General features: G+C 67.9%; 23 protein-coding genes. 14 read left to right on the forward strand and 9 right to left on the reverse strand.

From position 1 onward, the window contains the following. Positions 1-588: 588 nt before the first annotated feature. The 4 genes from GJG85_RS17770 (at position 589) to GJG85_RS17785 (ending at position 6459) form a co-directional block, all read left to right on the forward strand. On the forward strand, positions 589-1332 hold the full coding sequence (locus tag GJG85_RS17770; protein WP_050010884.1) for a gluconate 2-dehydrogenase subunit 3 family protein: 744 nt from the start codon (positions 589-591) through the stop codon (positions 1330-1332). Further along, positions 1332-3110: a GMC family oxidoreductase gene (locus GJG85_RS17775; protein ID WP_011547848.1), complete on the forward strand. Its 1779-nt coding sequence runs from the start codon at positions 1332-1334 to the stop codon at positions 3108-3110. Before GJG85_RS17770 ends, GJG85_RS17775 begins: the two co-directional genes overlap by 1 nt. Beyond that, positions 3107-4534, forward strand: coding sequence for a cytochrome c (locus GJG85_RS17780; protein WP_204384238.1), 1428 nt, complete (start codon positions 3107-3109; stop codon positions 4532-4534). The genes GJG85_RS17775 and GJG85_RS17780 overlap by 4 nt, the downstream gene beginning before the upstream one ends. Positions 4535-4743: 209 nt before the next feature. Then, complete coding sequence (locus GJG85_RS17785) at positions 4744-6459, forward strand: cation:proton antiporter (protein ID WP_050010888.1); 1716 nt, start codon at positions 4744-4746, stop codon at positions 6457-6459. A gap of 27 nt (positions 6460-6486) precedes the next feature. Here the strand turns inward: GJG85_RS17785 and GJG85_RS17790 are convergent, their stop codons facing one another. Both GJG85_RS17790 and GJG85_RS17795 read right to left on the reverse strand, forming a co-directional pair. Then, on the reverse strand, positions 6487-8349 hold the full coding sequence (locus GJG85_RS17790; RefSeq protein WP_050010889.1) for a penicillin-binding protein 2: 1863 nt from the start codon (positions 8347-8349) through the stop codon (positions 6487-6489). Between the two features lie 414 nt (positions 8350-8763). Continuing rightward, the gene (locus GJG85_RS17795; protein ID WP_050010890.1) at positions 8764-9111 is read right to left on the reverse strand and encodes a DUF3564 family protein; all 348 of its coding nucleotides are present in this window, start codon (positions 9109-9111) and stop codon (positions 8764-8766) included. Positions 9112-9761: 650 nt separating this feature from the next. Here GJG85_RS17795 and GJG85_RS17800 point away from each other — a divergent pair. After that, positions 9762-10973: an SDR family oxidoreductase gene (locus tag GJG85_RS17800; protein ID WP_050010891.1), complete on the forward strand. Its 1212-nt coding sequence runs from the start codon at positions 9762-9764 to the stop codon at positions 10971-10973. Between the two features lie 55 nt (positions 10974-11028). Here GJG85_RS17800 and hpaR read toward each other — a convergent pair whose 3' ends face one another. Further along, complete coding sequence (gene hpaR / locus GJG85_RS17805) at positions 11029-11469, reverse strand: homoprotocatechuate degradation operon regulator HpaR (RefSeq protein ID WP_050010892.1); 441 nt, start codon at positions 11467-11469, stop codon at positions 11029-11031. A 152-nt stretch (positions 11470-11621) separates the two neighbouring features. Between hpaR and GJG85_RS17810 the strand changes: the two genes are divergently transcribed. Genes GJG85_RS17810 through hpaI form a run of 7 tightly spaced genes read left to right on the forward strand, consistent with a single transcriptional unit; the run spans position 11622 to position 17521 of the window. Further along, a complete protein-coding gene (locus GJG85_RS17810) occupies positions 11622-12311 on the forward strand; it encodes a fumarylacetoacetate hydrolase family protein (RefSeq protein ID WP_050010893.1) in 690 nt (229 codons plus the stop codon). Continuing rightward, entirely contained in the window at positions 12308-13072 is a 765-nt protein-coding gene (locus GJG85_RS17815) for a fumarylacetoacetate hydrolase family protein (protein ID WP_050010894.1), read from the forward strand. The genes GJG85_RS17810 and GJG85_RS17815 overlap by 4 nt, the downstream gene beginning before the upstream one ends. Before the next feature lie 25 nt (positions 13073-13097). Next, positions 13098-14561, forward strand: a complete 1464-nt coding sequence (gene hpaE / locus GJG85_RS17820; protein ID WP_050010895.1) for a 5-carboxymethyl-2-hydroxymuconate semialdehyde dehydrogenase — start codon at positions 13098-13100, stop codon at positions 14559-14561. A 47-nt stretch (positions 14562-14608) separates the two neighbouring features. Further along, positions 14609-15457: a 3,4-dihydroxyphenylacetate 2,3-dioxygenase gene (hpaD, locus tag GJG85_RS17825; protein ID WP_050010896.1), complete on the forward strand. Its 849-nt coding sequence runs from the start codon at positions 14609-14611 to the stop codon at positions 15455-15457. Between the two features lie 28 nt (positions 15458-15485). Beyond that, positions 15486-15878: a 5-carboxymethyl-2-hydroxymuconate Delta-isomerase gene (locus tag GJG85_RS17830; protein ID WP_011547838.1), complete on the forward strand. Its 393-nt coding sequence runs from the start codon at positions 15486-15488 to the stop codon at positions 15876-15878. A 20-nt stretch (positions 15879-15898) separates the two neighbouring features. Beyond that, positions 15899-16702 carry a 2-oxo-hept-4-ene-1,7-dioate hydratase gene (gene hpaH / locus GJG85_RS17835; RefSeq protein WP_089489299.1) on the forward strand — a complete coding sequence of 268 codons (804 nt, stop codon included), beginning with the start codon at positions 15899-15901 and terminating at the stop codon, positions 16700-16702. Between the two features lie 12 nt (positions 16703-16714). Continuing rightward, positions 16715-17521 (forward strand): 4-hydroxy-2-oxoheptanedioate aldolase, encoded by an 807-nt coding sequence (hpaI, locus tag GJG85_RS17840; protein ID WP_089489300.1) that lies wholly within the window; start codon positions 16715-16717, stop codon positions 17519-17521. Between the two features lie 75 nt (positions 17522-17596). On the opposite strand, the gene GJG85_RS17845 is transcribed toward hpaI, so the two are convergent. Then, positions 17597-18388, reverse strand: a complete 792-nt coding sequence (locus GJG85_RS17845) for a helix-turn-helix transcriptional regulator (protein ID WP_089489301.1) — start codon at positions 18386-18388, stop codon at positions 17597-17599. Between the two features lie 95 nt (positions 18389-18483). Here GJG85_RS17845 and GJG85_RS17850 point away from each other — a divergent pair, with 95 nt between their 5' ends. Then, on the forward strand, positions 18484-18735 hold the full coding sequence (locus GJG85_RS17850) for a hypothetical protein (protein WP_050010900.1): 252 nt from the start codon (positions 18484-18486) through the stop codon (positions 18733-18735). A gap of 31 nt (positions 18736-18766) precedes the next feature. Then, a complete protein-coding gene (locus GJG85_RS17855; RefSeq protein ID WP_089489302.1) occupies positions 18767-19729 on the forward strand; it encodes a zinc-binding alcohol dehydrogenase family protein in 963 nt (320 codons plus the stop codon). Positions 19730-19873: 144 nt separating this feature from the next. Here GJG85_RS17855 and GJG85_RS17860 read toward each other — a convergent pair whose 3' ends face one another. The 5 genes from GJG85_RS17860 to GJG85_RS17880 form a co-directional block, all read right to left on the reverse strand. Then, positions 19874-20965, reverse strand: coding sequence for a porin (locus GJG85_RS17860; RefSeq protein WP_089489303.1), 1092 nt, complete (start codon positions 20963-20965; stop codon positions 19874-19876). Between the two features lie 157 nt (positions 20966-21122). Further along, positions 21123-22190: an ABC transporter ATP-binding protein gene (locus GJG85_RS17865; RefSeq protein ID WP_050010903.1), complete on the reverse strand. Its 1068-nt coding sequence runs from the start codon at positions 22188-22190 to the stop codon at positions 21123-21125. Further along, positions 22183-23955 (reverse strand): iron ABC transporter permease, encoded by a 1773-nt coding sequence (locus GJG85_RS17870; RefSeq protein WP_089489304.1) that lies wholly within the window; start codon positions 23953-23955, stop codon positions 22183-22185. Before GJG85_RS17870 ends, GJG85_RS17865 begins: the two co-directional genes overlap by 8 nt. A gap of 113 nt (positions 23956-24068) precedes the next feature. Continuing rightward, positions 24069-25169: an ABC transporter substrate-binding protein gene (locus GJG85_RS17875; protein ID WP_050010905.1), complete on the reverse strand. Its 1101-nt coding sequence runs from the start codon at positions 25167-25169 to the stop codon at positions 24069-24071. 192 nt (positions 25170-25361) lie between these two features. Then, the gene (locus GJG85_RS17880) at positions 25362-26840 is read right to left on the reverse strand and encodes a PLP-dependent aminotransferase family protein (RefSeq protein WP_050010906.1); all 1479 of its coding nucleotides are present in this window, start codon (positions 26838-26840) and stop codon (positions 25362-25364) included. Between the last annotated feature and the right edge of the window lie 102 nt (positions 26841-26942).

A 26942-nucleotide genomic window follows, 5' to 3' on the forward strand; every position in this document is an offset into this window, starting at 1 on the left:
TTGCGGAGGCTACCAGAGCGCGCTGCAACTCGATACCGTCATCTGTCCGGGCGTCGCCGGAAAGCGACACGCGCGCGCCGCAGCTGATCGTCCGCCCGGCCGGCAAGCTGTCCGCTATCTCGCCATCCTTGCACATTCCGGCTTCCGAATTTCCCATTGTTGCTAATTTCGATGCACTGAATTGCATTGAACCCCCTGGCAATGGAACCGGTTCCAGCTATAATTCGCCCGCACTCGTCGCCGGACCCGAAAGAGGTCGTGCGCGTTGCGCTTGCCGTGGGCAGACGCGACGTCTAAGTTGAACAAGGGTCATGGGCGATGACGGACAGATGCAGGCCGATGCCGGTATTTGTCCGACGATAGGCCCGCAATGAGGTCGATCCGCGCAGCGCGCCGCCGGCATCCGGGGCGCCGCGCGGCCGCAACGAGGGCGTCCCCGCGAATCGCGGCCGGCCGCCAGCATCGAGGTTGTGCGCAACACACGAAAGAACAGGGCAACCGGCCGCCTGCGGCACGGCTGCCTGCCGGGCACGCGGCATGCGGAATGCGCGCGTCCGAACCCCGATCCCCAACGATCAACATCCGACCATGTCCACGTCACCTGACAAACCCAATTCGCGTCGCCGTTTCCTGCGCACATCGGTCGCGCTCGTGCCGATCGCGTCGGTCGCCGGCTGCGACCTGCGCTCGTCGTCGTCGCCGTCCGCGACGACGGCCGGCAACGCGTCCGCTGCGTCGGCCGGCGCCGACCGCGCGCCGTACAAGCCGACCTTTTTCGATGCGAAGGAATGGGCGTTCGTCCAGGCCGCGGTCGACCGGCTGATTCCGGCCGACGCCGAAGGCCCCGGCGCGCTCGAAGCGGGCGTGCCCGAATTCATCGATCGCCAGATGGAGACGCCGTATGCGCACGGCGCGACGTGGTACATGCAGGGGCCGTTCCAGCAGGGCGTGCCGGAGCTCGGCTACCAGTTGAAGCTGGTGCCGCGCGACATCTACCGGCTCGGCATCGCGGCGGTCAACCGCTATTGCGAAAAGGCGCACGGCAAGGCGTTCGCGGATCTCGACGCGCCGACGCGCGACGCCGTGCTCGGCGCGCTGGAGAAGGGCGGCGCGCAGATCGACGACGTCCCGCCCGGCCTGTTCCTCGGCCAGTTGCTGCAGAACACGCGCGAAGGCTACTTCTGCGATCCGGTGCATGGCGGCAATCGCGACATGGCCGCGTGGAAGATGATCGGTTTCCCGGGCGCGCGCGCGGACTTCATGGATTTCGTCAACCAGAGCGGCAAGCCCTATCCGTACGGCCCCGTCTCGATCAACGGGGAGCGCAGCTGATGGCCGCAGACAAGAAGCCGCATGTCGATGCGGTAATCGTCGGTTTCGGCTGGACCGGCGCGATACTCGCGAAGGAACTGACCGAAGCGGGCCTGAACGTCGTCGCGCTCGAGCGCGGCGAATATCGCGACACCTACCCGGACGGCGCGTATCCGAACACGATCGACGAGCTGACCTACAACATCCGCAAGAAGCTGTTCCTCGACCTGTCGAAGACGACCGTGTCGATCCGCCACGGCCTGCAGGACACCGCGCTGCCGTACCGGCAGCTCGCCGCGTTCCTGCCGGGCGAAGGCGTCGGCGGTGCGGGGCTGCACTGGTCGGGCGTGCACTTCCGGATCACGCCGGAAGAGCTGCGCCTGCGCAGCCACTATGAAGAGCGCTACGGCAAGAAGTTCATCCCCGAAGGGATGACGATCCAGGATACGGGCGTCACGTACGACGAGCTCGAGCCGCATTTCGATTTCGCCGAGAAGGTGTTCGGCACGTCGGGGCAGGCGTACAAGGTCGGCGGCAAGGTGGTCGGGGACGGCAACGTGTTCGAGGCGAACCGCAGCGACAATTTCCCGCTGCCCGCGCAGCTCAACACGTATTCGGCGCAACGCTTCTTCGATGCCGCGCACTCGCTCGGGCTGCATCCGTACAGGCTGCCGTCGGCGAACACGTCGGGCCCGTACACGAACCCGTACGGCGTGCAGATGGGCCCGTGCAACTTCTGCGGCTACTGCAGCGGCTACGCGTGCTACATGTATTCGAAGGCGTCGCCGAACCTGAACATCCTGCCCGCGCTGAAGCAGGCGCCGAACTTCGAGCTGCGCTCGAAGTGCCATGTGCTGCGCGTCGACCTCGACGACACGAAGAAGCGGGCGACCGGCGTGACCTACGTCGATCCGGCCGGGCGCGAGGTGCACCAGCCGGCCGATCTCGTGATCGTGGCCGCGTTCCAGTATCACAACGTGCACTTGCTGCTGCTGTCGGGCATCGGCAAGCCGTACGACCCGATCTCGGGCGAAGGCGTGGTTGGCCGCAATTTCGCCTACCAGAACCTGTCGACGATCAAGGCGTTCTTCGACAAGGATACCTACACGAATCCGTTCATCGGCGCGGGCGGCAACGGCGTCGCGGTGGACGACTTCAACGCGGACAACTTCGACCACGGCCCGCTCGGTTTCGTCGGCGGCTCGCCGCTGTGGGTGAACCAGGCCGGCGTGAAGCCGATCAGCGGCATCGCGACGCCGCCCGGCACGCCGCAGTGGGGCTCGGCGTGGAAGAAGGCCGTCAAGGACAACTACGCGCACACGATCTCGATGGATGCGCACGGCACCAACATGTCGTACCGCGACGTGTATCTCGACCTCGATCCGACCTATCGCGATTCGTACGGCCAGCCGCTGTTACGGATGACGTTCGACTGGAAGGACAACGACATCAAGATGGCGCAGTACGTGACCGGCCAGATGAAGAAGATCGCGGAAGCGATGGGGCCGAAGGCGATCGGCGTGTCGACGCGCGAGTTCGGCAAGCATTTCGACTCGCGCCAGTACCAGACGACCCACCTCGTCGGCGGCGCGATCATGGGCACCGACCCGAAGACGAGCGTGCTGAACCGCTACCTGCAGTGCTGGGACGTGCACAACGTGTTCGTGATGGGCGCATCGGCGCTGCCGCAGGGCATCGGCTACAACCCGACCGGGATCATCGCGGCGCTGGCCTACTGGTCGGCCCGCGCGATTCGCGAGCAATACCTGAAAAATCCCGCCCCGCTGGTGACCGTATGAAGAGGACGATGAACCACCACAACGCCGCGCGCCGCGTTTCTCCGCTGCGGCGCGCGCTGGCGATCGGCTCGGCATGGGCGGCATTCGGCCTCGCGGGTGGAACCGCGTTCGCACAGCCGGCGTCCGCGCCGACCGCGGCTTCGGGCCCGGCGGCCGCACCTGCCGCCCAGTCGGCCGACGCGGCCCTCGTCAAGCGCGGCGAATATCTTGCGCGCGCAGGCGACTGCATCGCCTGCCACACCGCGAGCGGCGGCAAGCCGTTCGCGGGCGGGCTGAAATTCGAGACGCCGATCGGCGCGATCTACTCGACGAACATCACGCCGGACGCGAAGACGGGCCTCGGCGGCTGGACCTACGAGGACTTCACGCGTGCGGTGCGCGAAGGCGTGCGCAAGAACGGCGACACGATGTATCCGGCGATGCCGTTCCCGTCGTACGCGCGGCTGACCGACGACGACATGAAGGCGCTGTATGCGTACTTCATGCACGGCGTCGCGCCGGTCGAGCACGAGAACCGCAAGGTCGACATCGTGTGGCCGCTGTCGATGCGCTGGCCGCTCGGCATCTGGCGCAAGCTGTTCGCGCCGTCGCCGAAGCCGTTCGACGCGGCGTCGTACCCCGACCCGGTCGTCGCGCGCGGTGCATATCTGGTGCAGGGGCTCGGCCACTGCGGCGCGTGCCACACGCCGCGCGCGCCAACGATGCAGGAGCGCGGCCTGACCGACGCCGATGGCCTCGACTTCCTGGCCGGCGGCGCGGCGATCGACGGCTGGGTGCCGACGAGCCTGCGCGGCGAGCCGCGCACCGGCCTCGGCACGTGGAACGAAACCGAGATCGTGCAGTTCCTGAAGACCGGCCGCACGCTGCGCACGGCCGCGTTCGGCGGGATGACGGACGTGGTCGGCCACAGCATGCAGCACATGACCGACGACGACCTGAACGCGATCGCGCGCTACCTGAAGACGTTGCCGCCGCGCGTGCAGGGCGAGCGGCCGCACGTGTACGACGCGGCCGCGGCGAAGGCGCTGCAGACCGGCGACGCGAGCAAGCCGGGCGCGGCCGTCTATCGCGACAACTGCATGGCTTGCCACCGCAGCGACGGGCACGGCTACACGCGCGTGTTCCCGGCGCTCGCCGGCAACCCGGTCGTGCAGGGCGACGACCCGACGTCGCTGATCCACGTCGTGCTGGAAGGCAGCGCGCTGCAGGGCACGCGCACCGCGCCGTCGACCTTCACGATGCCGCCGTTCGGCTGGCGGCTGTCGGACCAGGAAGTCGCGGACGTGTCGAACTTCGTGCGCACGAGCTGGGGCAACACGGGCGCGCCGGTGACGGCCGCGCAGGTCGCGAAGGTGCGCAAGAGCGTGCCGTCGACGCGGCCCGAGCCGCCGCCGGGCGCGCGGTTCCCGCAAGCGTCGCGCTGACCGGAGCGGCGGGACGCGGGCCCCGCCTGCTGCTGGGGCGGCGCCCACGCGCGGCGGGTCCGCGCGACGCCTTTCCCTTCGCCGGGGTTGTACCCCGCACCGCGCGCAGCGGCGTGAAATTTTCGCGGCTGCGCGCCATTCTTCCGCCTCATCCCTTATCCTTTCACTCTTGAACCTTACTAAATAGTTACAAGAGCTTGGGAGGGGGGATGCCTCATGACGTTAGCCTGATTGCGTTGCTCGCGGCCGGTTTCGGTCTCGCGATGATCTTCGGTTACCTCGCGTCGCTGCTGAAAATGCCGCCGCTCGTCGGCTATCTGCTCGCCGGGATCGTGATCGGCCCCGGCACGCCCGGTTTCGTCGGCGATCTGTCGCTCGCGCAGCAGCTCGCCGAAGTCGGCGTGATGCTGCTGATGTTCGGCGTCGGCCTGCATTTCTCGCTCGGCGATCTCCTCGCGGTGCGCAAGATCGCGCTGCCGGGGGCGATCGTCCAGATCACCGTCGCGACGCTGCTCGGCGGCGGGCTCGCGCTCACTTGGGGCTGGAGCCTCGGTGCGGCGCTCGTGTTCGGGCTCGCGCTGTCGGTCGCGAGTACCGTCGTGCTGCTGCGCGCGCTCGAAGGGCGCGGGCTCGTCGAGACGGTCAACGGGCGCATCGCGGTGGGCTGGCTGGTCGTCGAGGATCTCGTGATGGTGCTCGTGCTGGTGCTGCTGCCGCCGGTGGCGGGGCTGCTCGGCGGCACGCCGCCCGGCGACGCGCATGCGGCCGGCGGCAGCGTGTGGGGCACGCTCGGCGTCACGATGCTGAAGGTCGCCGCGTTCATCGCGCTGATGCTGGTGGTCGGCAAGCGCGTGTTCCCGCGCATTCTGTGGCTCGTCGCGCGCACGGGTTCGCGCGAATTGTTCACGCTTTGCATGATTGCCGCGGCGGTCGGCATCGCGTTCGGCGCGGCGAAGCTGTTCGACGTGTCGTTCGCGCTCGGCGCGTTCTTCGCGGGAATGATGATGCGCGAGTCGGAGTTCAGCCGGCGCGCGGCCGACGAGACGCTGCCGTTGCGCGACGCGTTCTCGGTGCTGTTCTTCATCTCGGTCGGCATGCTGTTCGACCCGAAGGTGCTGATCGAGGAGCCGCTGCACGTGATCGAGGTCGCGGCGATCGTGCTGGTCGGGAAGACGCTCGCGGCGGTCGCGCTCGTGATCGCGTTCCGCTATCCGCTGAACACCGCGCTGACGGTCGGCGCGGGTCTCGCGCAAATCGGCGAATTCTCGTTCATCCTCGCGGGGCTCGGCCGTGCGCTCGGGCTGCTGTCGGCCGAGGGGCAGAGCCTGATTCTCGCGGTCGCGCTGATCTCGATCGCGATGAACACGCTGCTGTTCGCGATGATCGATCCGGCGCTCGCATGGATTCGCAAGCATTCGGCGTTCGCGCGCAAGCTCGAGGCGCGCGACGATCCGCTCGCCGCGCTGCCGATGTCGACGCCGCAGACGCATCTGACCGGGCAGGTCGTGATCGTCGGCTACGGCAAGGTCGGCACGCGGATCGCGCATGCGCTGGACGAGCGCGGGATCGCCTATGTCGTCGTCGAGCAGAATCGCGAGCTCGTCGAGAAGCTGCGCGCGGACGGCACCGCGGCCGTGTCGGGCGACGCGATCGAGCCGATCGTGCTCGTGCAGGCGCATATCGCGCGCGCCGGGATGCTGGTCGTCACGCTGCCCGACGTGTTCGACGTGCGGCAGATCGTCGAGATCTCGCGCACGCTCAACCCGACGCTCGAGGTCGTGCTGTGCACGAACAGCGGCGACGAGGCCGCGCTGCTGTCGAGCGAGGGCATCGGCACCGTATTCATGGGCGAGACCGAACTCGCGCGCGGGATGACCGAGCACGTGCTCGGCCGGATGGCGAAGCCGGTCGCGGCCGCGCATTGACGGCGCGCGGCATCGCGGCTCGCATCGTCAGCCTGCGGTAGCGGCCTTCGCGGGCGCGGGAGTGCCGGATTGCGCGGCCGTCTTCAACGATGCCGCCGGTTTCGGCGCCCCGACCGTCTTCTGCGGCGCGGCGGCCTGCGCCGGTGCATTCTTTTCCGGTTCGACCGGCGCATCGGGCGGCACGCCGAGCAACTGCAGCGAGCCGCTCGTGACCGACGCGAACACCGGGCCCGCCACCGTGCCGCCGTAGTACCCCTTGCCGCGCGGCTCGTCGATCATCACCGCGACGATCAGGCGCGGGTTGCTCATCGGCGCCATCCCCGCGAACAGCGCGCGGTACTTGCCCTTCGCGTAGCTCGCGCCGACCTGCTTGCGCGCGGTCCCCGTCTTGCCGCCGATCCGGTAGCCGTCGACGCGCGCGCGGCGCCCCGTGCCGCCTTCGCCGACCGCCATCTCGAGCATCGAGCGAATCGCGGCGGCCGTTTGCGGCGACGTCACGCGGTGGCCGCGGTGCGCGTCGATCGTCTGCTGGTCGGTGCCGTTCTTCAGCAGCGACACCGGGTGCAGCGTGCCGTCGCCCGCATAGGCCGTGTAGGTCTGCGCGATCTGCAGCAGCGACATCGACAACCCGTAGCCGTACGCCATCGTCGCCTGCTCGATCGGCCGCCAGCGCTTGTAGCCGCGCAGCCGGCCCGACGCAACGCCCGGGAACGTCAGTTCCGGCGCGCGGCCGATCCCGTACTCCTGGTATTTGTTCCAGATCGTTTCGGCGGGCAGGTTGAGCGCCAGTTTCGCGAGCGCGACGTTGCTCGATTTCTGCAGCGCTTGCGACACCGTTAGCGACCCGTGGTTCGACGTGTCGTGGATCACCGCCGGGCCGATCTTGTAGGTGCCCGGCGACGTGTTGATGATCGTGTTCGGCGTGACCTTGCGCTCGTCGATCGACAGCGCGACGACGAGCGGCTTGATCGTCGAGCCCGGTTCGAACGTGTCGATCACCGCGCGGTTGCGCAATTGCTGGCCGGTGAGGCGGGCGCGGTCGTTCGGGTCGAAGGTCGGATAGTTCGCGAGCGCGAGGATCTCGCCGTTCTGCGCGTCGAGCACGACGACGCTGCCGGCCAGCGCATTGTTCTCGATCACGGCCGCCTTGAGCTGGCTGAACGCGAGTTGCTGGATGCGGCGGTCGATCGTCAGTTCGATCGTCGCGCCGTGCTGCGCGGGGACGAGCGGGCGCGTGTCCGACACGATGCGGCCGAGCCGGTCGCGGATCACCTCGCGCTGGCCGGACGTGCCCTGCAGGCGCGCATTCGCCGCGAGCTCGACGCCTTCCTGGCCCTTGTCCTCGACGTTCGTGAAGCCGACCACGTGCGCGGCCGATTCGCCTTCCGGGTAGAAGCGTTTCGAGTCGGCGATTTGCGTGATGCCGTCGATCGCGAGCTTGTCGAGCCGGCTGGCGGTGTCCGCGTCGACCTGCCGCTTGAGCAGCACGAACGTCTTGTCGTTGCCGAGACGCCGCTTCACCTCGGCGAGCGGCAGGTCGAGCAGCTTCGCGATTTGCGGGTAATCGGTGTCGGCGACCTGTTTCGGGTTCGCCCAGATTTCATAGGTCGACAGGCTGACCGCGAGCATCGCGCCGTTGCGGTCGACGATGCGTCCGCGCATCGCGTCGAGCTCGATCGTGCGCTGATAGCGCTTCTGGCCCTGGCCGACGTAGAAATCCTGGTTCGCGACCTGCACCCAGAACGCGCGCGCGATCAGCGCGGCGAACGCGAGGAACACGACGACCACGATCAGCCGCGAGCGCCACATCGGCAGGCGCGCGGCGAGCATCGGATTCTTGGTCGCCGCCGCGTACGGATCGGCGGGGTGGGTCTTCTTTTTCACGCTCATGCAATGGCCGGGTCGGGCCGCCGTGCGGCGGTGGGTCAGTCTGAATAATGCGATTGTAATAAATGAGTAAACACCGTGTGAGGAAAGTATGGTCCGGCCCCGCAAAAAGACGAAGGGTAGGCCGTCTGGAAAAGGGAGGAAAGCGCAGCAAAGGGGGCGACGCAGGATGCCGCGGCGGCTGCGGAGGATGAAACACGGGCGATCCGTCGCGAGCGGAGCCGGACACGCGGTCTCCGCCATCGCGCGATCGCGACCGTTCCGACGCGCGATCAATTGCCCGCGCGACGATAATTTCTCTAATCTCGAAAATAAAAAGCGCCTCGAACGGAGGCGCCATTCATGCTGAATATCGAAATGAATATCACTACTGCCGGAATAAACCCGAAAACCGCAGACGATTCATGTCAATAATACCTAGCGGGCAACGGAAATAAATTCCCGGTATTCCGGCTGGGTCGTGCAGGTATCGACCGCCTGCAGGCGCCATGCGCCGTCGGGATGATCGCCGGCGAGCACCGCGGGGCCCTGTTCGCGGCGCATCGCATCGAACGACAGCCCCTTCAGTTGACAGACGGCATTGCCGCTGTCGGCTGCACAGAGCGCCATCGCGCCCTCGATGTCGCGGACCTTGCCCCAGGTCGGAAGGTCGATGCCCTGATGTGCCTCGCGCGACCACAGACCCTCGTCGGTATCGACCCACAAGACTGCGAAGGAATGCCGGGTTGCCGATTCGCTGCCATTAATCCGAATGGTGAGGCGCATTGCATCGTCTCCTTAAAAAAAGACACATTCGACCGTTTGAACTTGAACAGTCTAGATAGACTGGTGTGAAACGCAAGTGATAATCCGCAATAAATTTATATTGAGCCCATTTCGATTCCAGATGAAAGGACGTCTGACGATTCATGGTCATTCCCGACGCGTCAGCACAGGCGCGCGATACCGGCGATGGCCGTGGCCGGTCGGGCACGCGCCGCGGTCCAGACATGGGATGACAGGGCCGCCGGCCGCGTCGATCTGTCGCGCACCGGCTGCCATCGCGACCGGGTCGATCGGCGCGTTTCGGCACCGGTCGAATGCAGCCGACCGAACGTTTCGTCGTTTTAATCAGCCGACCGGCACGACACACTCCGACAATCGCGTACAAATCGGCACACTTTCACGAAACTTTCGGGACAGACTTGCATGCGGTCGGGCCCCACACTGGGAACTTCCCCGATCCTGTGCCGCGGACGCCCGTCCGCGCCGGCTGCCGCCGCCTCGTGCCAGAGCGCGATCGACGCGATCGCAGGCCGCACGCCCGATCGGGAGCCGCCGGGGCCCGCGTCGGCCCCGGCCCGGCCGGCGAGCCGGGCGGCGCCCGCAACCGCGGGCGCCGCGCCGCCCCGGCCGATTCTTCGAAGGAGACTATCGTGCTGATCTGGAAAACCGCGTTGTCGCTCAACTGGCGGACGAGCCTCGTGTCGCCGGCCAGCGCACCGGTCGCGGCGGCGAACGTCGGACGGCTGGTGCTGACCGGCGCCACCGGCTTCATCGGCAGTACCGTGCTGACGGCGCTCGTCAATGCAGGGCTGCTCGAACGCATCGCCTGCGTCGTGCGCGCGCGGGACCGCGGCCATGCGGTCGCGCGGCTGCGTGAAGCCGCGTTGCGCGCGGGGCTCACGCCGTACTGGGCGTCGCGCCTGACCGACGCGAACGTGATCGTCGGCGCGCTCGGCGATGTGTGGCACGGCGCCGATGCGTCGCGCCTGGCCGGCGCGACGCACGTGATTCATTGCGCGGGCCATGCGTCGCCGGCCGACGGCGCGCACCTGCGGGCCGACATCGCCGATGCGGTGCGCTTCGCCGAGCGCTTTGCGCGCGCGCCGCGCCTGCAACGCTTCGTGTACGTCGGCACCGCTTACGCGCATGCGGGCCGCGGCGGGATCGTGCAGGAAGAGGCGGAGCGCGCGGGGAACGACGTCGTGCCGCGGGCCGGCGACGGCCTGCCGGGCGCGGTGCTCGCGGCCGACTATCTGCACGCGAAGGCGGAGACGGAGCAGCGCCTGCGCGCGCTCGGACTGCCGCTCGTCGTCGTGCGGCCGTCGCACGTGGTCGGCCATACGGTGCTCGGTACGCGGCCCGCGCCGAATTCGTTCTGGATGTTCCGGCTCGCGCATGCGGCGCGTCGCTTCACCGCGCGGCCGATGACGCGCATCGACATCGTGTCGGTGGACGACGTGGCGCGCGCGACGATGCTGCTGGCCGTCAAGCCGACGCTCGCGCACGACGTCTATCATGTGTCGGCCGGCGACGAGGCGCCGCAGGTCGCGCAGATCGTGCGCGCGATGGACGAGGCGGCGGGGATGACCGGCGCGCCGCGCTACGCGGCATGCGCGCCGGCCGAACTGCCGCTCGTCGTGCGCGACGTGCTCGGGCGGCCCGATCCGGCGCTCGAGCGCGTGATCGGCCGGGCGCTGCAGCGCTGCGGCGAATTCGCGACGGTCGATCGCGTGTTCGACAATCGCCGCGTGCGCGACGAAATCGATTTCGAGCCGCTGCCGTTCATCGATTACGTCGAGGAGTGCATGCGCACGTCGCGCGGCGTGGCGGTGACCGAGCTGATGCGCGGCGCGATCCACTAACCGGTCGCATCGCCCCGGCGCCCGTTCCCGCCCATGGCGGGCGCGGGCGCCGTCTTCATGCCTGGTTGCCGAGCTCGATGAGCCGGTCGAGCGCGCGGTAGATGTCGTCGAGGCCGTCCTCGCCGAATCGCGCTTCGAGCTGACGATATTGCTCGTCGATGCGCGGACCGATTTCCGTCACCAGTTTCCTGCTTTGCGGCGTCAGGCTGACCAGCAGCCGGCGCTGATCCTCCTGCGCGCGCGTGCGCGTGATCAGGCCGTCGCGCTCCATCCGTTCCAGCACGCCGGTCAGGCTCGGGCTCAGGATGCAGCAGCGTTTCGCGATCTGCCCGGCTTCGAGCGCCTGCGCCGGTTCGCCGTCAAGCACGCGGATGATCCGCCATTGCTGTTCGGTCAGCGAGAATTCCTTGAGAATGGGGCGAAACAGGCCCATCAGCGTTTCGCGGGCCTCGAGCAGCAGCATGGCCAGGTTGCGATGGTCGAGCGTACGGTTCATCGGGGTGAGCAGAGGACGGGGACGCATCAATCTTAACAGCCGAAGCTGATGAATTTCGCGTATCAGGGTAATCGAGGTTGTCAGCGCCCGATTGTTTACTTAAGATATTAACTATTGATGATGCGCCGCGACGCGCGGCAGGGGAATGACGCATGGAGCTGTCTTGCACGACCGCCGCGGCGCCGCCGTTGCCGGTCGCCATCGGTACCGTCTACGGCGCGCTGCTCAACGAGCGCGGGGCGCTCGCCGCACTCGGCGACGCCGTGAACGCACCGCCTTACGGCCGTCCGCCGCAGGCGCCGGTCCTGTACATCAAATCGGCCAACACGCATGCGGCCGATGGCGCCGCCGTCGTCGTGCCGGCCGGCGTCGACGCGCTGGAAATCGGTGCGTCGGTGGCCGTCGTGTTCGCGCGGCGCGCGACGCGCGTCGCGGCCGCGCGGGCGCTCGACTACGTGCACGGCTTCACGCTCGCGAGCGACGTATCGGTGCCGCACCCCGATTACTACCGTCCGGCCGTGCGCTTCAAGTGCCGTGACGGCTTCTGCCCGCTCGGCCCGGCGATCGTGCCGGCCGCCGCGCTCGCCGATGTCGACGCGATCGGGCTGACGGTGCGGATCGACGGCAAGGTGGCTGCGTCCGCGTCGACCGCGACGCTGATTCGCCCGGTGCGCGAGCTGATCGCCGACGTGACGGCCTTCATGTCGTTCGACGCGGGCGACGTGCTGCTGCTCGGCGTCGCGGGCGGCGCACCGCATGCCCGCGCGGGCAGTACGATCGAGATCGCCGCGGCCGGCATCGGCACGCTGCGGCATACGCTGATGGCGGAGGAAGCACGATGAAGACGGCGCGCGTGATCTACAACGGCGCACTGCATGCGGCCGAACCGGCCGGCGACGGCGCGATCCGCATCGATACGGGGCGCGTGGTGGCGGAGGATGCCGTGGTGTGGCTGCCGCCCGTCGCGCCGCGCACGACGTTCGCGCTCGGCCTGAACTACGCCGACCATGCGAAGGAACTCGCGTTCAACGCGCCGAGCGAGCCGCTGATCTTCCTGAAGGGGCCGAACACGTTCGTCGGTCACCGGTCGCTGACCGTGCGCCCGGCGGACGCCACGCACATGCACTACGAGTGCGAACTGGCCGTCGTGATTGGCCGCCCGGCGCGTCACGTGAGCCGCGCGCAGGCGATCGACTACGTGGCCGGCTATACGGTCGCGAACGACTACGCGATCCGCGATTACCTCGAAAACTACTACCGCCCGAACCTGCGCGTGAAGAACCGCGACACCTGCACGCCGCTCGGGCCGTGGTTCGTCAGCCGCGACGAGATCGGCGACGCTGCCGACCTGACGCTGCGCACGACCGTGAACGGCCGCGAGACGCAACGCGGCAGCACGCGCGACATGGTGTTCGACGTGCCGGCGCTGATCGAGCACATCAGCAGCTTCATGACGCTCTCGCCGGGCGACCTGATCCTGACCGGCACGCCCGAGGGGCTGGCGGACACGCAGCCGGGCGACGAGGTCGTGACCGAAATCGAAGGAATCGGCCGGCTCGTGAACACGATCGTCGGCGAAGCGGACTACTATCGCGCCGGCTGAGGCCGTCGCCAAGGAAGGAGAGCACATGACCATCAAGCACTGGATCGGCGGCCGCGAAGTGGAGAGCCGCGACACTTTCACGACGCTGAACCCGGCGACGGGCGACGTCATCACCGACGTCGCATCGGGCGGCGAGGCCGAGGTCGACGCGGCCGTGCGCGCGGCGAAAGATGCGTTCCCGAAATGGGCGAACACGCCGGCGAAGGCGCGCGCGAAGCTGATGCGCAAGCTCGGCGAGCTGATCGAGAAGAACGTGCCGATGCTCGCGGCGCTGGAGACGCAGGACACCGGGCTGCCGATTGCGCAGACGAGCAAGCAGCTGATTCCGCGCGCGTCCGAGAACTTCAACTTCTTCGCGGAAGTGTGCGTGCAGATGAACGGCCGCACCTATCCGGTCGACGACCAGATGCTGAACTACACGCTGTACCAGCCGGTCGGCGTGTGTGCGCTGGTGTCGCCGTGGAACGTGCCGTTCATGACGGCCACGTGGAAAACGGCGCCATGTCTCGCGCTCGGCAACACGGCCGTGCTGAAGATGTCGGAGCTGTCGCCGCTGACGGCCGACCAGCTCGGCCGGCTCGCGCTCGAAGCCGGCATTCCGCCCGGTGTGCTGAACGTCGTGCAGGGTTACGGCGCGACGGCCGGCGACGCGCTCGTGCGGCATCCTGACGTGCGCGCGGTGTCGTTTACCGGCGGCACGGTCACCGGCAAGCGGATCATGGAGCGCGCGGGCCTCAAGAAGTATTCGATGGAGCTCGGCGGCAAGTCGCCGGTGCTGATCTTCGACGACGCCGATTTCGACCGCGCGCTCGACGCGTCGCTATTCACGATCTTCTCGATCAACGGCGAACGTTGCACCGCGGGCTCGCGGATCTTCGTGCAGCGCACGATCTACGACCGCTTCGTGCAGGAATTCGCGCGCCGCGCGAACAACCTGGTGGTCGGCGATCCGGCCGATCCGGGCACGAATCTCGGCGCGATGATCACGCGCCAGCACTGGGAAAAGGTGACGGGCTATATCCGCATCGGCGAGCAGGAAGGCGCGCGCGTGGTCGCGGGCGGCGCGGACAAGCCGGCCGGGCTGCCCGATCATCTGCGCAACGGCAACTTCGTGCGGCCGACCGTGTTCGCCGACGTCGACAACCGGATGCGCATCGCGCAGGAAGAGATCTTCGGGCCGGTCGCGTGCATCATCCCGTTCGACGACGAAGACGAAGGGCTGCGGCTCGCGAACGATACGGCGTACGGCCTCGCGTCGTACATCTGGACGCAGGACGTCGGCAAGGTGCATCGGCTCGCGCGCGGCATCGAGGCCGGGATGGTGTTCGTGAACAGCCAGAACGTGCGCGACCTGCGCCAGCCGTTCGGCGGCGTGAAGGAATCGGGCACCGGGCGCGAGGGCGGCGAGTACAGTTTCGAGGTGTTCGCGGAGATCAAGAACGTGTGCATCTCGATGGGTTCGCATCACGTCCCGCGCTGGGGCGTGTAACGGGCGCGTAGCGATTCGCCGCAAAGAACCATACGGAGACTTGAACGATGGGCAAACTGTCCCTCGCCGCGAAGATCACGCACGTGCCGTCGATGTACCTGTCGGAATTGCCCGGCAAGCATCACGGCTGCCGTGAAGCGGCGATCCGCGGCCACCGGCTGATCGGCGAGCGCTGCCGCGCGCTCGGCGTCGACACGATCGTCGTGTCGGACGTGCACTGGCTCGTCAACGCGGGCTATCACGTGAACTGCAATGCGCGGTTCGCGGGCACCTATACGAGCAACGAGCTGCCGCATTTCATCCGCGACATGCAGTACGCGTATCCGGGCAACCCGGCGCTCGGGCGGCTGATCGCGGAAACGGCCACCGAGCGCGGCGTCGCGACGCGTGCGCACGAGATCGACAGCCTCGAGCTCGAATACGGCACGCTCGTGCCGATGCGCTACATGAACGGCGACCAGCACTTCAAGGTCGTGTCGATCGCCGGCTGGTGCATGTGGCACACGCTCGACGAAAGCCGGCGCTTCGGCGAGGCGCTGCTCGAGGCGATCGAGAAGAGCGATTCGAACGTCGCGTTCCTCGCGAGTGGCTCGCTGTCGCACCGTTTCAACGACAACGGCAGCCCCGAGGAATCGATCCACCAGATCAGCCGCGAATTCTTCCGGCAGGTCGACCTGCGCGTGGTCGAGCTGTGGAAGCAGGGCGATTTCAAGACCTTCTGCGCGATGCTGCCCGAGTACAACGTGCATTGCCACGGCGAAGGCGGGATGCACGACACGGCGATGCTGCTCGGGCTGCTCGGCTGGGATCGTTACGACCAGCCCGTCGAGATCGTCACCGACTATTTCGCGAGCTCGGGCACCGGGCAGATCAACGCGATCTTCCCGCTCGCCTGAGCGCCGCATACCTATCAGGAGCGTTGCCATGCCACACATCGTCGTCGAATACACCGCGAACATCCGCGACGACGCGCGCATTCCCGCGCTGCTGCGCACGATCAACGCGACGCTGATCGCGCAGGGCGGCGTGTTCCCGACCGGCGGCATCCGTTCGCGCGCGATCGAGCTGCACGACTACTGCGTCGCCGACGGCACGGAGGACGACGCGTTCGTCCACGTGACGCTGAAGATCGGCGCGGGCCGCAGCGACGAAACGAAGCAAGCCGCGTGCGACGCGCTCTTCGACGCGATCAAGGCCCATTTCGCCGAGTTGTACGCGAAACGCTATCTCGCGCTGTCGATGGAACTGACCGAGTTCAGCGAAAGCGGCTCGTACAAGCACAACAACATCCACGCCCGCTACAAGCGGGCCGGCTGAACCCCATTCCCGATCCGATCATGCTCGAACCCGCCATCATCGACCAGCTCGCGCACCGTCTGCACGACGCCGAGCGTGCGCGCACGCAGATCCGCCAGATCTCGCTGGACCATCCCGACATCACGATCGACGACGCGTATGCGATCCAGCGCGCGTGGGTGACCCTCAAGCTCGCGGAAGGCCGTACGCTGAAGGGGCACAAGATCGGCCTGACGTCGAAGGCGATGCAGAACACGTCGCAGATCGACGAACCCGACTACGGCGCGCTGCTCGACGACATGTTCTTCGAAGACGGCGGCACGATCCCGACCGGCCGCTTCATCGTGCCGCGCGTCGAGGTCGAGCTCGCGTTCGTGCTCGGCAAGCGGCTCACCGGCCCGAACTGCACGATCTTCGACGTGTACGACGCGGTCGATTACGTCGTGCCGGCGCTCGAGATCATCGACGCGCGCAGCCAGTCGATCGACCCCGACACGAAACGGCCGCGCAAGGTGTTCGACACGATCGCCGACAACGCGGCGAACGCGGGCGTCGTGATCGGCGGCCGGCCGGTGCGCCCGCAGGACGTCGATTTGCGCTGGGTCGCGGCGATCATGTCGCGCAACGGCGTGGTCGAGGAAACCGGGGTCGCCGCCGGCGTGCTGAACCATCCGGCGAACGGCGTCGCATGGCTCGCGAACCGGCTGTCGCGCTTCGACGTCGCGCTGGAGCCGGGGCAGATCGTGCTCGGCGGATCGTTTACGCGGCCGTGCGCGGCGCGTTCGGGCGATACGTTCAGCGTCGACTACGGCCCGCTCGGGACGATCCAGTGCTACTTCGAGTGAGGTGAGCGAACGATGCAGATGCCGTCGAATGTCTTCAAGGCCGCGCTCGCACGCGGCGACGCGCAGATCGGCCTGTGGCTCGGTCTCGCGAATCCGTACAGCGCCGAAGTGGTCGCGGGTGCCGGTTTCGACTGGCTGCTGATCGACGGCGAGCATGCGCCGAACACGGTGCCGACGATCCTCGCGCAACTGCAGGCGATCGCGCCGTATCCGTCGCATCCGGTCGTGCGCGTGCCGTGGAACGATCCGGTGATCGTCAAGCAGGTGCTCGATCTCGGCGCGCAGACGCTGCTCGTGCCGATGGTGCAGAGCGCCGACGAAGCGCGTGCGGCGGTGGCCGCGACGCGTTACCCGCCGCACGGGATGCGCGGCGTCGGTAGCGCGCTCGCGCGCGCGTCGCGGTGGAATCGCGTCGGCGCGTACCTGCATCGCGCGAACGACGAGATGGCCGTGCTCGTGCAGGTCGAGACGCGCGCGGGGCTGGACGCGATCGATGCGATTGCGCGGGTCGACGGCGTCGATGGTGTGTTCATTGGCCCGGCCGATCTCGCGGCCGATCTCGGCCATCTCGGCCACCCCGGGCACCCGGACGTGCAGGCCGCGATCGATGGCGCGATCCGCGCGATCAAGGCGGCCGGCAAGGCGCCGGGCATCCTGAGCGCGGATGAAGCGGCTGCGCGGCGCTATCTGGAAGCGGGTGCGTTGTTCGTCGCGGTCGGCGTCGATACGACGCTGCTGGCACGGAGCGCGGAGCGGCTTGCCGCGCAGTTCAAGGGGAACGGCGGCGATGTCGTGAAGAAGGGCGACGGCACGTATTGACGTAGTGGCGGGCGGTTTTTGTCCGCTGACCGCCGGCCGTTCGCCGTGCGGCTTCATGCACGCGCATGGCCGTATCTATTCCTCCGCTCGCCTTCCCGTCTCCATATACTTCCCCGGCGTCGTCCCCAGCGCACGCCGGAACATGTCGATGAACGCGCTCACGTTGTCGTACCCGAGATCGAGCGCGATCGTCGTCACCGGCACGCCGTCGGCGATGCGCTCCAGCGCTCGCAGCAACCTCGCCTGCTGACGCCACTGCGCGAACGTCAGCCCCGTCTCGGCGACGAAGCGGCGGCTCATCGTCCGTGCGCCGATGCCGGCCCATTCGGCCCATTCCTCCAGCCGCCGGTCGTTCGCGAGATCCGCGGCCAGCGCATCGGTGATCTTCACGAGCCGCGGGTCCCGCGGACGGACCAGCCCCAGCGCCTCGGCTTCCGATGCCGCGATTTCGTCAAGGATCACGTCGGCGATCCGGGTCTGCGCGGCATCCAGTTCCGAGTCGCCCCAGCTTGCGGCGCGCTGCACGGCTTCGCGCAGCAGCGGCGTCGTGCGGATCGCGCGCGGCGTCGCCGGCAGCGTCGCGCAGCGGGCTTCGGCGACGAACGCCGACCAGCCCGAAATCGGCCCGAACGAGCGCAGCGAATGCCGGCAATGCGGCGGAATCCAGATCGCGTGGATCGCCGGCACGACCCATTCCTGGTCGTCGAGGCCGATCGTCACCAGCCCACTCAGCGCGCCGACGAGCTGGCCGCGCGCATGCGAATGCGGCGCGGTGATGCGCGGGTCGCGTTGCGACAGGACGGCGGCGACCACGAACGGGCCGTCGTCGGACGTGACGAAGCGGGCGGGCAGGAGTGGATCGGACATGGCCGGATATCGGTATCGAATGGCCGTTATACCGGAGATCGGCCGGTTTCGCACGCCTACACTGCGTCCATCGATGACAACCGGAGTAAGACGCGATGCGAGCCGAACAGATGCTTCCCGACCATGCCAACCAAATCGATGCCGGCGGAACGACGATCCGCAAGGGGACCGTTGGCGCGTTTCTGGTCAACGCGCGTGTGTTGACCGATCCGAACGCCGCGCCGGCGGAGAGGGCGCGCGCGGAGGCCGATGCGATCGACGCGTTGCCTGCACTGCGTGCGCTCGGCCTGTTCGACGTACTGGAAGTACGCGATCCCGCGCTGCGCGCGTGGCTCGATGCCCGGTAAGGGCCCACCGTCCAGGATTGAAGGAACCACCATGAAAGCAGCAGTCGTTGAAGGCGCCGGACAGCGTCCGGTTTATACCGAGTTCGAACCGCCGCGCGCGATGCCGGGCCACAGCCTGATTGACGTGACGGCGTCCGCGCTGAGCCGCATCGCGCAGGGGCGCGCCGCGGGCACGCATTACTCCTCCGTTGGCGGTTATCCGTTCGTCGTCGGTGTCGACGGCGTGGGGCGTCTCGACGACGGTCGGCGCGTCTACTTCTTCGGTGCACCCACGCCGTTCGGCGCGATGGCCGAACGCACGATCGTGCCCGATACGCAGTGCGTGCCGCTGCCGGACACGCTTGACGATGTCACCGCCGCGGCGATCGCGATTCCGGGGATGTCGTCGTGGGCGGCGCTGACCGAACGCGCGCGGTTCGTCGCGGGCGAGACGGTGCTCGTCAACGGCGCAACGGGCACGTCGGGGCGGCTCGCGGTGCGGATCGCGAAGCATCTCGGTGCGGCGAAGGTGATCGCGACGGGCCGCAACGCGGCCGCGTTGCAGGCGTTGCTGAAGGCCGGCGCGGATGCCGTCGTGTCGCTGCAGCAGGACGACGCCGATCTGGCGCGGGCGCTCGAACCGCATTTCCGCGCGGGCGTGGATGTCGTGCTCGATTATCTGTGGGGCGCCAGCGCGCGGACGCTGCTGGGCGCCGCCGCGAAAGCGACACCGGGCGGGCGGCGGCTGCGTTTCGTGCAGATCGGCTCGATCGGCGGCGCGGACTTGCTGGTGCCCGGCGCCGTGCTGCGGGCGACCGCGATCGAACTGATGGGCAGCGGGATCGGCAGCGTGTCGCTGCCGCGCTTGCTGGCGTCGGTGCGCGGCGTATTCGACGCGGCCGGGGAGGCGGGCCTTACGATCGACACGCGCACCGTGCCGTTGTCGGCCGTTGGCGAACACTGGAGCGATTCGAGCAGCGTCGTGCGTCCGGTGTTCACGATGCGTGGCGAGTGAACGGCGGATCGCCACGTGGCGGGCCGGATGTGGCCTGAGCGCCGGGTTGCGCGGCGGCATCGGGCCATTCGCCGTCATGCCGCCGCGCGTAGCGTGAAAGCAGGCGGGGCGGCCGATCACCCGCTGCCGCTCGTCACGTCAGCTTCAAAACCGCTGCTGAATCCCCGCCGTGACCCCGACCTGCGTGGTGCCATACCCGTTGAAATCGCGCGACACGCCGACTTTCTGGTCGTGTTTCGCGATCGCGAACGCCCCGGCCGCATACAGCACCGTGCGCTTCGACAACGCGTACTGCGCGCGCACCGACACCAGTGTCGGGTCGGCATCCGTGCCGCCCTTGATGTTCTGGTGATAGACGGCCGCGATCAGCGAGAACGTCGGCGTGAACTGGTACGACCCGCCGAGCCAAACCATGTCGCTCAACTGGTTCGCCGCCGTGGTGCGGAACGTGCGCTTGTAATTGCGGTATCCGGCCATCGTTTTCAGGTTGCCGAAGTCGTAGCTCAGGCCCGCGTGGATGCCTTGAATGTAGTTGACGGTATCGGCCGGCGTGACGCTGTCGGCCGCACCGTTCTGCCGGTCGAACGTGACGACGGCGGCGAACGGCCCCGTCTCGTAACCGATCGCGAAATCGTACTTGGAGCTGGTCTTCACGCTGCCCGGCACGTTGCCGAAACCGTACAGCGCGCCGAACTTGAAGCCGCTGAATTCGCCGTCGTAGCGCACGGCGTTCGACGAGCGCGTGAACATGCCGTCCTTGCGGCCGCCCGTCGCCATCGACGACGAGGCCCACGAATAGTTCTGCGAGTAACCCATCGGGTCGAACGGCATCATGTAGTCGTACGTGACGGTGAAGTTGCGGCCAAGCGTCAGCTCGCCCCATTTGCTTTTCAGGCCGACCGTCGCGCGGCGCGCGAAGATCGAGTCCGGGCCGTCGTCGGACGCACCGTTCGCGAGATCGATGCCGCTTTCGAGCCGGAACACGGCCTTCAACCCGCCGCCGAGATCCTCGACGCCGCGCAAGCCCCAGCGCGACGTGTTCTTGTTGCCCGACTTCAGCTTGATCGAATTGCCGCCTTCCGGTGCCGCATGGTTCGCGAATTCGATGCCGGCGTCCATGATCCCGTATATCGTGACCGACGACTGCGCGTGCGCGACCGGCGCGGCGAGACAGGCGGCTGCAGCCGAACCGGTGAGGACTACTGCTCGAATAGAACGTTCTGCGCGTGACTTCATTTTGACGGTGTCTCCTGGGTTGTTTTAGGCGGGGTGAAACGGAAAACGGGCACGCAGCGCGCCATCGGCGGACGCGATGAAGCGTCCGTCGATGCGAGTCGCAAAGGGATACGCGCTCGACTGCCAGCGCGGCGGCGCGCGAGCCGCCGCGATCGGGTCAGCCCGCTTTCGCGAACGCCCAGCAGTCGTTGGTCGGGAATTCGATCCAGTGCTTGCCGGCCGCGCGCGGCACATGGCCGAACGCACGCAGGCGCATGTCGCCGCAATGGAACAGGTATTCCCATCGGTCGCCGAGATACATCGACGTGACGAGGTCGGCCTGCAGCCGGTTCGCGCCCGGGCCGTCGGCGACCTGCACGCGTTCGAGACGGATCACGGCCTGGGCGTCCTGGCCCGGCGCGAGCGTGTCGCGGGCAAGCGCTTGCAACTCCCAGCCGTCGCCGGCGAGCGTCACGCATTCGCCGTCGATCGCGGCGACGCGCGCGTCGATGCGGTTGTTGCTGCCCATGAACTCGGCCGTGTACAGCGAGCGCGGCGCACCGTACAGCTCGGCCGGCGTGCCTTCCTGCTCGATGCGGCCGTTGCGCAGCAGCAGGATGCGGTCGGACATCGCCATCGCTTCGGTCTGGTCGTGCGTCACGCACAGGGCCGACAGCCCGAGCGACACGATCAGCTCGCGCAGCCACGCACGCGCCTCCTCGCGCAGCTTCGCGTCGAGGTTCGACAGCGGCTCGTCGAGCAGGATCACCGGCGGGTTGTAGACGAGCGCGCGGGCGATCGCGACACGTTGCTGCTGGCCGCCCGACAGCTGATGCGGAAAGCGCTCGGCGAGATGGCCGAGGCCGAGCTGGTCGAGCGCGGTCTGCACGCGCTGCTTCTGTTCGGCCGGCGCGACGCGGCGCAGCTTGAGGCCGTAGCCGACGTTGTCGGCGACGGTGCGGTGCGGCCACAGCGCGTACGACTGGAACACGAGGCCGAGCGAACGCTGTTCGACGGGCAGGTCGATGCGTTGCGCGCCGTCGAAGAACACGCGCTCGTCGAGCTGGATGCGTCCGTCGGACGGCTGTTCGAGGCCGGCCACCGCGCGCAGCAGCGTGGTCTTGCCGCTGCCCGACGCGCCGAGCAGGCACACGACTTCGCCGGCCTTCAGTTCGAACGACACGCCCTTGAGGATCGGGTTGGCGCCGTAGCTGAGGTGCAGATCGTCGACGATGAGCTTATCCATGAAGTTTCACTCCGAAGCGCAGGGCCACGCCGAGACCGGCGCCGACCATCGCGATGTTGATGACAGAGAGCGCGGCGACCTGGTCGACGGCGCCGGTCGCCCACAGCGACACGAGCAGCGCGCCGATCACTTCGGTGCCGGGCGACAGCAGGTAGACGGCGGTCGAGTATTCGCGCTCGAAGATCATGAAGATCAGCAGCCACGCGGCGAGCAGGCCGAAGCGCACGAGCGGCAGCGTCACGTCGAGCGACACGCGGCTGCGCGTCGCGCCGACGCTGCGGCCGGCTTCTTCCAGCTCGGGGCCGACCTGCAGCAGCGCGCTCTGGATCAGCCGCATCCCGTACGCGAGCCACACGACCGTGTACGCGATCCAGATGCTCCACATCGAGTTCTTCAGTTCGCGCAGGCCGGGCACGAACAGGAAAATCCACAGGAACGCGAGACCGGCGAGCAGGCCCGGCACCGCGCGCGGCAGCAGCACGAGGTAGTCGAGCAGCCTGGTCGCCCAGTCGGGGCGACGGTGGCCGGCGAACGCGACGAGCGAGTAGAAGCCGATCGCGAGCGCGCCGCCGATCACGCCGATGCCAAGCGTGTTGACGATCGCGCGCACCAGGTTGTCCTGCTCGAACAGCTCGATGAAGTTCGACAGCGTCAGTACCTCGGCGAGCGCGACGCCTTCGCCCCAGTTGGTCACGAACGCGCGCAGCACGATGCCCGAGATCGGCACGATCACGGTCAGCATCAGCCACAGCGCGACGATCGCGAGCGCGACCCAACGCCACACGCCGAGCGGCAGCACCGTCGCGCGGCCGGCCTTGCCCTTCACGGTGACGAAGCGGCTCGCGGTCTTCAGCAGGCGGCGCTGCAGCAGCACGAGCGGGAACGTGATCGCGACGATGCACACGGCGACCGCGGCCATCAGGTGATACGACGGCACGCCGAGCTTGTTGGTCAGCTTGTACAGGTAGGTCGCGAGCACGAGGTGGCCTTCCGGGTCGCCGAGCACGAGCGGCAGCCCGAACACCTCGAAGCCGAGGAAGAACACCAGCACGCCGGCGAACAGCAGCGCGGGCATCGTCATCGGCAGGCTCACGTCGAGCGCGACGCGGAACGGGCGGGCGCCCGTCACGCGCGCCGCTTCCTCGACGTCCGAGCCGAGGTTGCGCAGCGCGGCCGACGAATACAGGTACACGTGCGGCACGTGCGTGAGGCCGACGATCACCGTGATCGCGAAGATCGAATACACGTTCCAGGGCACGTTCTGCACCCCGAACAGTTCCTTGAACCACACCGAGTAGAAGCCGACCGGGCCGGCCGCGACCACGTAGCCGAACGCGAGCACCATCGGCGACACGAACACCGGCGTGAGCAGCAGCGGTTCGAGCCAGCGGCGGCCGGGCAGGTCGGTGCGCACCATCAGGAACGCGAGGATGCCGCCGAGCGGGATCGAGATGAACAGCATCCCGCCGGCGATGATGAACGAGTTCTTCACGGCCGACCAGAAGTCGGGATCGCTGAAGATGAAGCGGAAGCCGTCGATGCCGAGCGTCTTGTTCGCGTCGAAGAACGGCGCGGACAGCAGGCTCTGGAACAGGATGAAGCCGAGCGGCAGCGCGACCGCGACGGTCAGTACCGCGACGACGATCCAGCGCAGCATGCCGGCGAGCGGCTGCAGGCGGCTGACCGGCAGCGCGGGAACGGCGTCGCGCGGGCCGGCGGCGGGTGGAACGGCCGGTGCCGTGCCGCGTGTGCTGGTTGAAAGCATGAGTTCGCCCCTGCGGCCATCCGGATGGCCGCCTCAAGGAAGTCGGTGAGGAGAAGGGGCCGCCCGCGCGACGGGCGGCGGGCAGCCTGGGTCAGCCGAAGCCGATCAGCGCATCAGCGCTTGATCGCCTGCTGCCATTGCTTCAGGAACGCGAGGCGCTTCGACTGGTCGAGATAGACGAGCAGGCCGGTGCCGATCTGGATCGGCTTCAGCGAATCGCCGAGTTCCTTCGTGAGGCTCGCGGCCGACGTCTCGCCGGTCACGTCCGCGCGGATCGCGTACAGGTTCGCCTGGTTCGCGATCAGCGTCTGGCCGCGCTTGGACAGCAGGTAGTCGACCCACAGCTTCGCGGCGTTCGGGTTCTTCGCCTTCTTCGACACGGTGGCGAGGCGGCTCACGACCTGTGTGTAGTCCTTCGGAAACACGTAGCCGATCGACTTGTCCTTCTTCGCCTTCGCGTACGCGTACGAACCGATGATGTTGTAGCCGATCAGGTTCTCGCCCGACGAGATGCGCTCCATCATCGCGCCCGTGCTCGACTGCAGCTTCGGGCCGGTCGCGCCGATCGCGTTTACCAGCTCCCACGTGACCTTCTCGTTCACGTGCGCGTCCTGGGTCAGGTAGTTGAAGCCGACGCCCGATTTCTCGATGTCGTAGGTCGTGACCTTGCCCTTGAACTTGTCGGCCTGCGTGGTGAGCAGCTTGATCAGCTCGGCGCGCGTCTTCGGCACTTCGTTTTCGGGGATCAGGCGCTTGTTGTAGACGATTGCGAGCGGCTCGAACGTCGTGCCGTACGCCTGCTTCTGGTATTGCGCCCATTGCGGCACGTTCGGGCTTTCGGGCGAATCGTAGGACGCCATCAGGCCGTCGTTGACGAGCTTGACCTGCAGGTCCATCGCCGAGCTCCACAGCACGTCGGCGCTGGTGCTGCTCGCCGCGTTCTCGCTGATGTAGCGGTTGTACAGCTCGGTGCTGTTCATGTCGTTGTACTCGACCTTCACGCCGTACAGGCTTTCGAAGTCCTTGATCAGCGGACGTACGAGGCCCGTGTCGGTCGTCGAGTAGACGATCAGCTTGCCTTCCTTCTTCGCGGCGTCGATCACGCCCTGGTAGTTCCCCGGGTAGCCGGCCGGAACCTGCGCGGCGGCGCTGCCGGCGGCGGTGCCCAGAAGGACCGCCAGCGCGGCGGCGAGGTGCTTCGGTGCAAACGGCATGTCTTCCTCCAGTGATGCGTCGATGTTGTTCGAGTGACGCGGATGTTAAGTGCGACGCACTTTCAGCCCGCTTTCATTTCCGTTCACAATCGTGCCGTTCGTGTCATGGATTTCCCGAGGTCGACGCGGCCGCCGCCGCGGGTTTCGCGGCGCGCGGCAGGGTTCGAAAGGGAGAGGGGGCGAGGTTGCCGGCTACGCGGACGCGGCCAGCAGTTGTCCGAGGACGCGGCCGCCATGCCGTGCGTGCGCGGCCGTCAGCGCCGCATACCCGACGACGACGCCCGCTTCGCACCGGGCGCTTCGACAGAAGCCGTGGATCGGCTGCAACTCGATGCCCGCCGCGCGGGCTTGCGAAACGTACGCAGCCTCCTTGATGCCGGGTGGCAGCCACAGCACGAAATGAAAGCCCGCATGCTCGCCGGACACCGTGTATCGGCCGCCCGCATGCTTCGCCAACTGGTCGAGCACGATGTCGCGCCGCTGACGGTATGCGTGGCGGGCGGCGCGCAGGTGCTTCGCGAAATCGCCGTGGCCGATGAAGCGCGCGAGCGCGAGCTGCGGCGCGACGCCGACCGAGCGCGCGGTCGCGTGCCACACGGCGGACAGCGCCGGCCGCAGTGCCGCCGGCACGACCATGAAGCCGATGCGCAGCCCGGAAAACAGCGTCTTGTTGAACGACCCGCAGTAGATCACGCGATCGCACGCATCGAGCGATTTCAGCGCGGGCAGCGGGGCGGTCTGGTAGCTGAATTCGCCGTCGTAGTCGTCCTCGATGATCCACGTGCGGTGGCGTTGCGCCCAGTCGAGCAGTTCGAGCCGACGCGACACCGACATCGTGACGCCGAGCGGCGCCTGATGGGCCGGCGTCACGTAGGCGGCGCGCGCATCGGGATGGCGGTCCAGCGACGCGGTGTCGATGCCTTCCCGATCGACCGGCACGTCGATCGCGGTCGCGCCCGCGAGCGTGAAGATCTGCCACGCCGACGCATAACCGGGATCTTCCATCAGCACCGTCGAGCCGGGCGCGAGCAGCGTGCGCGCGACGAGGTCGATCGCGTGGCGGATGCCGGTCGTGATGACGATGTCGCCGGCCTCGCACGGGATGCCGCGGTATTCGCGCAGGTACGCGGCGATTTCGGCGCGCAGGCTTTCGACGCCCTGGGCCGGCGTCGCGCCGAGCTCGTCGGCCGTCGCGGCAAGCAGGCCGGCGCCGAGCGCCTTCTTCCATTGCTGCATCGGCAGCAGGCCGGGATCGGCGAGCCGCGCGACGAACGGGACGCCCGGACGCACGCCGTGCTCGGATTCGGCCGCGGCGGCCGGCGCCGGGGAGGCGGCGGCGTGGAGCGGGGCGCCGTCGCGCGACTGCGCGGCCGCGCGCAGATAGCTGTCCGGCACTACCGCGCAGACCCGTGTGCCGGACCCCTGCGTGCGGGCGATGTAGCCCTCGGCGCACAGGATGTCGTATGCCGCTTCGACGGTGCCGCGCGCGACGTCCCAGCGCGCGGCCAGCGTCCGGCTCGATGGCAGCGGGCTGTCGGCGGACAGCAGGCGCTTCAGGATCGCGTCGCGAATCGTGTCGGCGATGCATTCCTGCTTCGATTGCGGGCTGCCGCCCGACAGCCCGGCGGGGCGCGGCAGATCCAGCGGAATCGCGGCTTTGCCTCGCGGCATAGTGGTCCAGGCAATAGTCGATTTAATGGCCCTTCAGCTTATATCACTTTCACCTTAGATTGCTGTCGACTTCACCCATCCTGACCGAAACGGACTCACCGC

The organism is Burkholderia sp. MS389 (assembly GCF_016899425.1).
Taxonomy (GTDB): domain Bacteria; phylum Pseudomonadota; class Gammaproteobacteria; order Burkholderiales; family Burkholderiaceae; genus Burkholderia; species Burkholderia sola.

What these genes read in the sequence shown, in the direction of transcription:
- GJG85_RS17770 (WP_050010884.1), top strand. Translation starts at nt 589, where the DNA reads ATGTCCACGTCACCTGACAAACCCAATTCGCGTCGCCGTTTCCTGCGC.
- GJG85_RS17775 (WP_011547848.1), top strand. Translation starts at nt 1,332, where the DNA reads ATGGCCGCAGACAAGAAGCCGCATGTCGATGCGGTAATCGTCGGTTTC.
- GJG85_RS17780 (WP_204384238.1), top strand. Translation starts at nt 3,107, where the DNA reads ATGAAGAGGACGATGAACCACCACAACGCCGCGCGCCGCGTTTCTCCG.
- GJG85_RS17785 (WP_050010888.1), top strand. Translation starts at nt 4,744, where the DNA reads ATGCCTCATGACGTTAGCCTGATTGCGTTGCTCGCGGCCGGTTTCGGT.
- GJG85_RS17790 (WP_050010889.1), bottom strand. Translation starts at nt 8,349, where the DNA reads ATGAGCGTGAAAAAGAAGACCCACCCCGCCGATCCGTACGCGGCGGCG.
- GJG85_RS17795 (WP_050010890.1), bottom strand. Translation starts at nt 9,111, where the DNA reads ATGCGCCTCACCATTCGGATTAATGGCAGCGAATCGGCAACCCGGCAT.
- hpaR (WP_050010892.1), bottom strand. Translation starts at nt 11,469, where the DNA reads ATGAACCGTACGCTCGACCATCGCAACCTGGCCATGCTGCTGCTCGAG.
- GJG85_RS17810 (WP_050010893.1), top strand. Translation starts at nt 11,622, where the DNA reads ATGGAGCTGTCTTGCACGACCGCCGCGGCGCCGCCGTTGCCGGTCGCC.
- GJG85_RS17815 (WP_050010894.1), top strand. Translation starts at nt 12,308, where the DNA reads ATGAAGACGGCGCGCGTGATCTACAACGGCGCACTGCATGCGGCCGAA.
- hpaE (WP_050010895.1), top strand. Translation starts at nt 13,098, where the DNA reads ATGACCATCAAGCACTGGATCGGCGGCCGCGAAGTGGAGAGCCGCGAC.
- hpaD (WP_050010896.1), top strand. Translation starts at nt 14,609, where the DNA reads ATGGGCAAACTGTCCCTCGCCGCGAAGATCACGCACGTGCCGTCGATG.
- GJG85_RS17830 (WP_011547838.1), top strand. Translation starts at nt 15,486, where the DNA reads ATGCCACACATCGTCGTCGAATACACCGCGAACATCCGCGACGACGCG.
- hpaH (WP_089489299.1), top strand. Translation starts at nt 15,899, where the DNA reads ATGCTCGAACCCGCCATCATCGACCAGCTCGCGCACCGTCTGCACGAC.
- hpaI (WP_089489300.1), top strand. Translation starts at nt 16,715, where the DNA reads ATGCAGATGCCGTCGAATGTCTTCAAGGCCGCGCTCGCACGCGGCGAC.
- GJG85_RS17845 (WP_089489301.1), bottom strand. Translation starts at nt 18,388, where the DNA reads ATGTCCGATCCACTCCTGCCCGCCCGCTTCGTCACGTCCGACGACGGC.
- GJG85_RS17850 (WP_050010900.1), top strand. Translation starts at nt 18,484, where the DNA reads ATGCGAGCCGAACAGATGCTTCCCGACCATGCCAACCAAATCGATGCC.
- GJG85_RS17855 (WP_089489302.1), top strand. Translation starts at nt 18,767, where the DNA reads ATGAAAGCAGCAGTCGTTGAAGGCGCCGGACAGCGTCCGGTTTATACC.
- GJG85_RS17860 (WP_089489303.1), bottom strand. Translation starts at nt 20,965, where the DNA reads ATGAAGTCACGCGCAGAACGTTCTATTCGAGCAGTAGTCCTCACCGGT.
- GJG85_RS17865 (WP_050010903.1), bottom strand. Translation starts at nt 22,190, where the DNA reads ATGGATAAGCTCATCGTCGACGATCTGCACCTCAGCTACGGCGCCAAC.
- GJG85_RS17870 (WP_089489304.1), bottom strand. Translation starts at nt 23,955, where the DNA reads ATGCTTTCAACCAGCACACGCGGCACGGCACCGGCCGTTCCACCCGCC.
- GJG85_RS17875 (WP_050010905.1), bottom strand. Translation starts at nt 25,169, where the DNA reads ATGCCGTTTGCACCGAAGCACCTCGCCGCCGCGCTGGCGGTCCTTCTG.
- GJG85_RS17880 (WP_050010906.1), bottom strand. Translation starts at nt 26,840, where the DNA reads ATGCCGCGAGGCAAAGCCGCGATTCCGCTGGATCTGCCGCGCCCCGCC.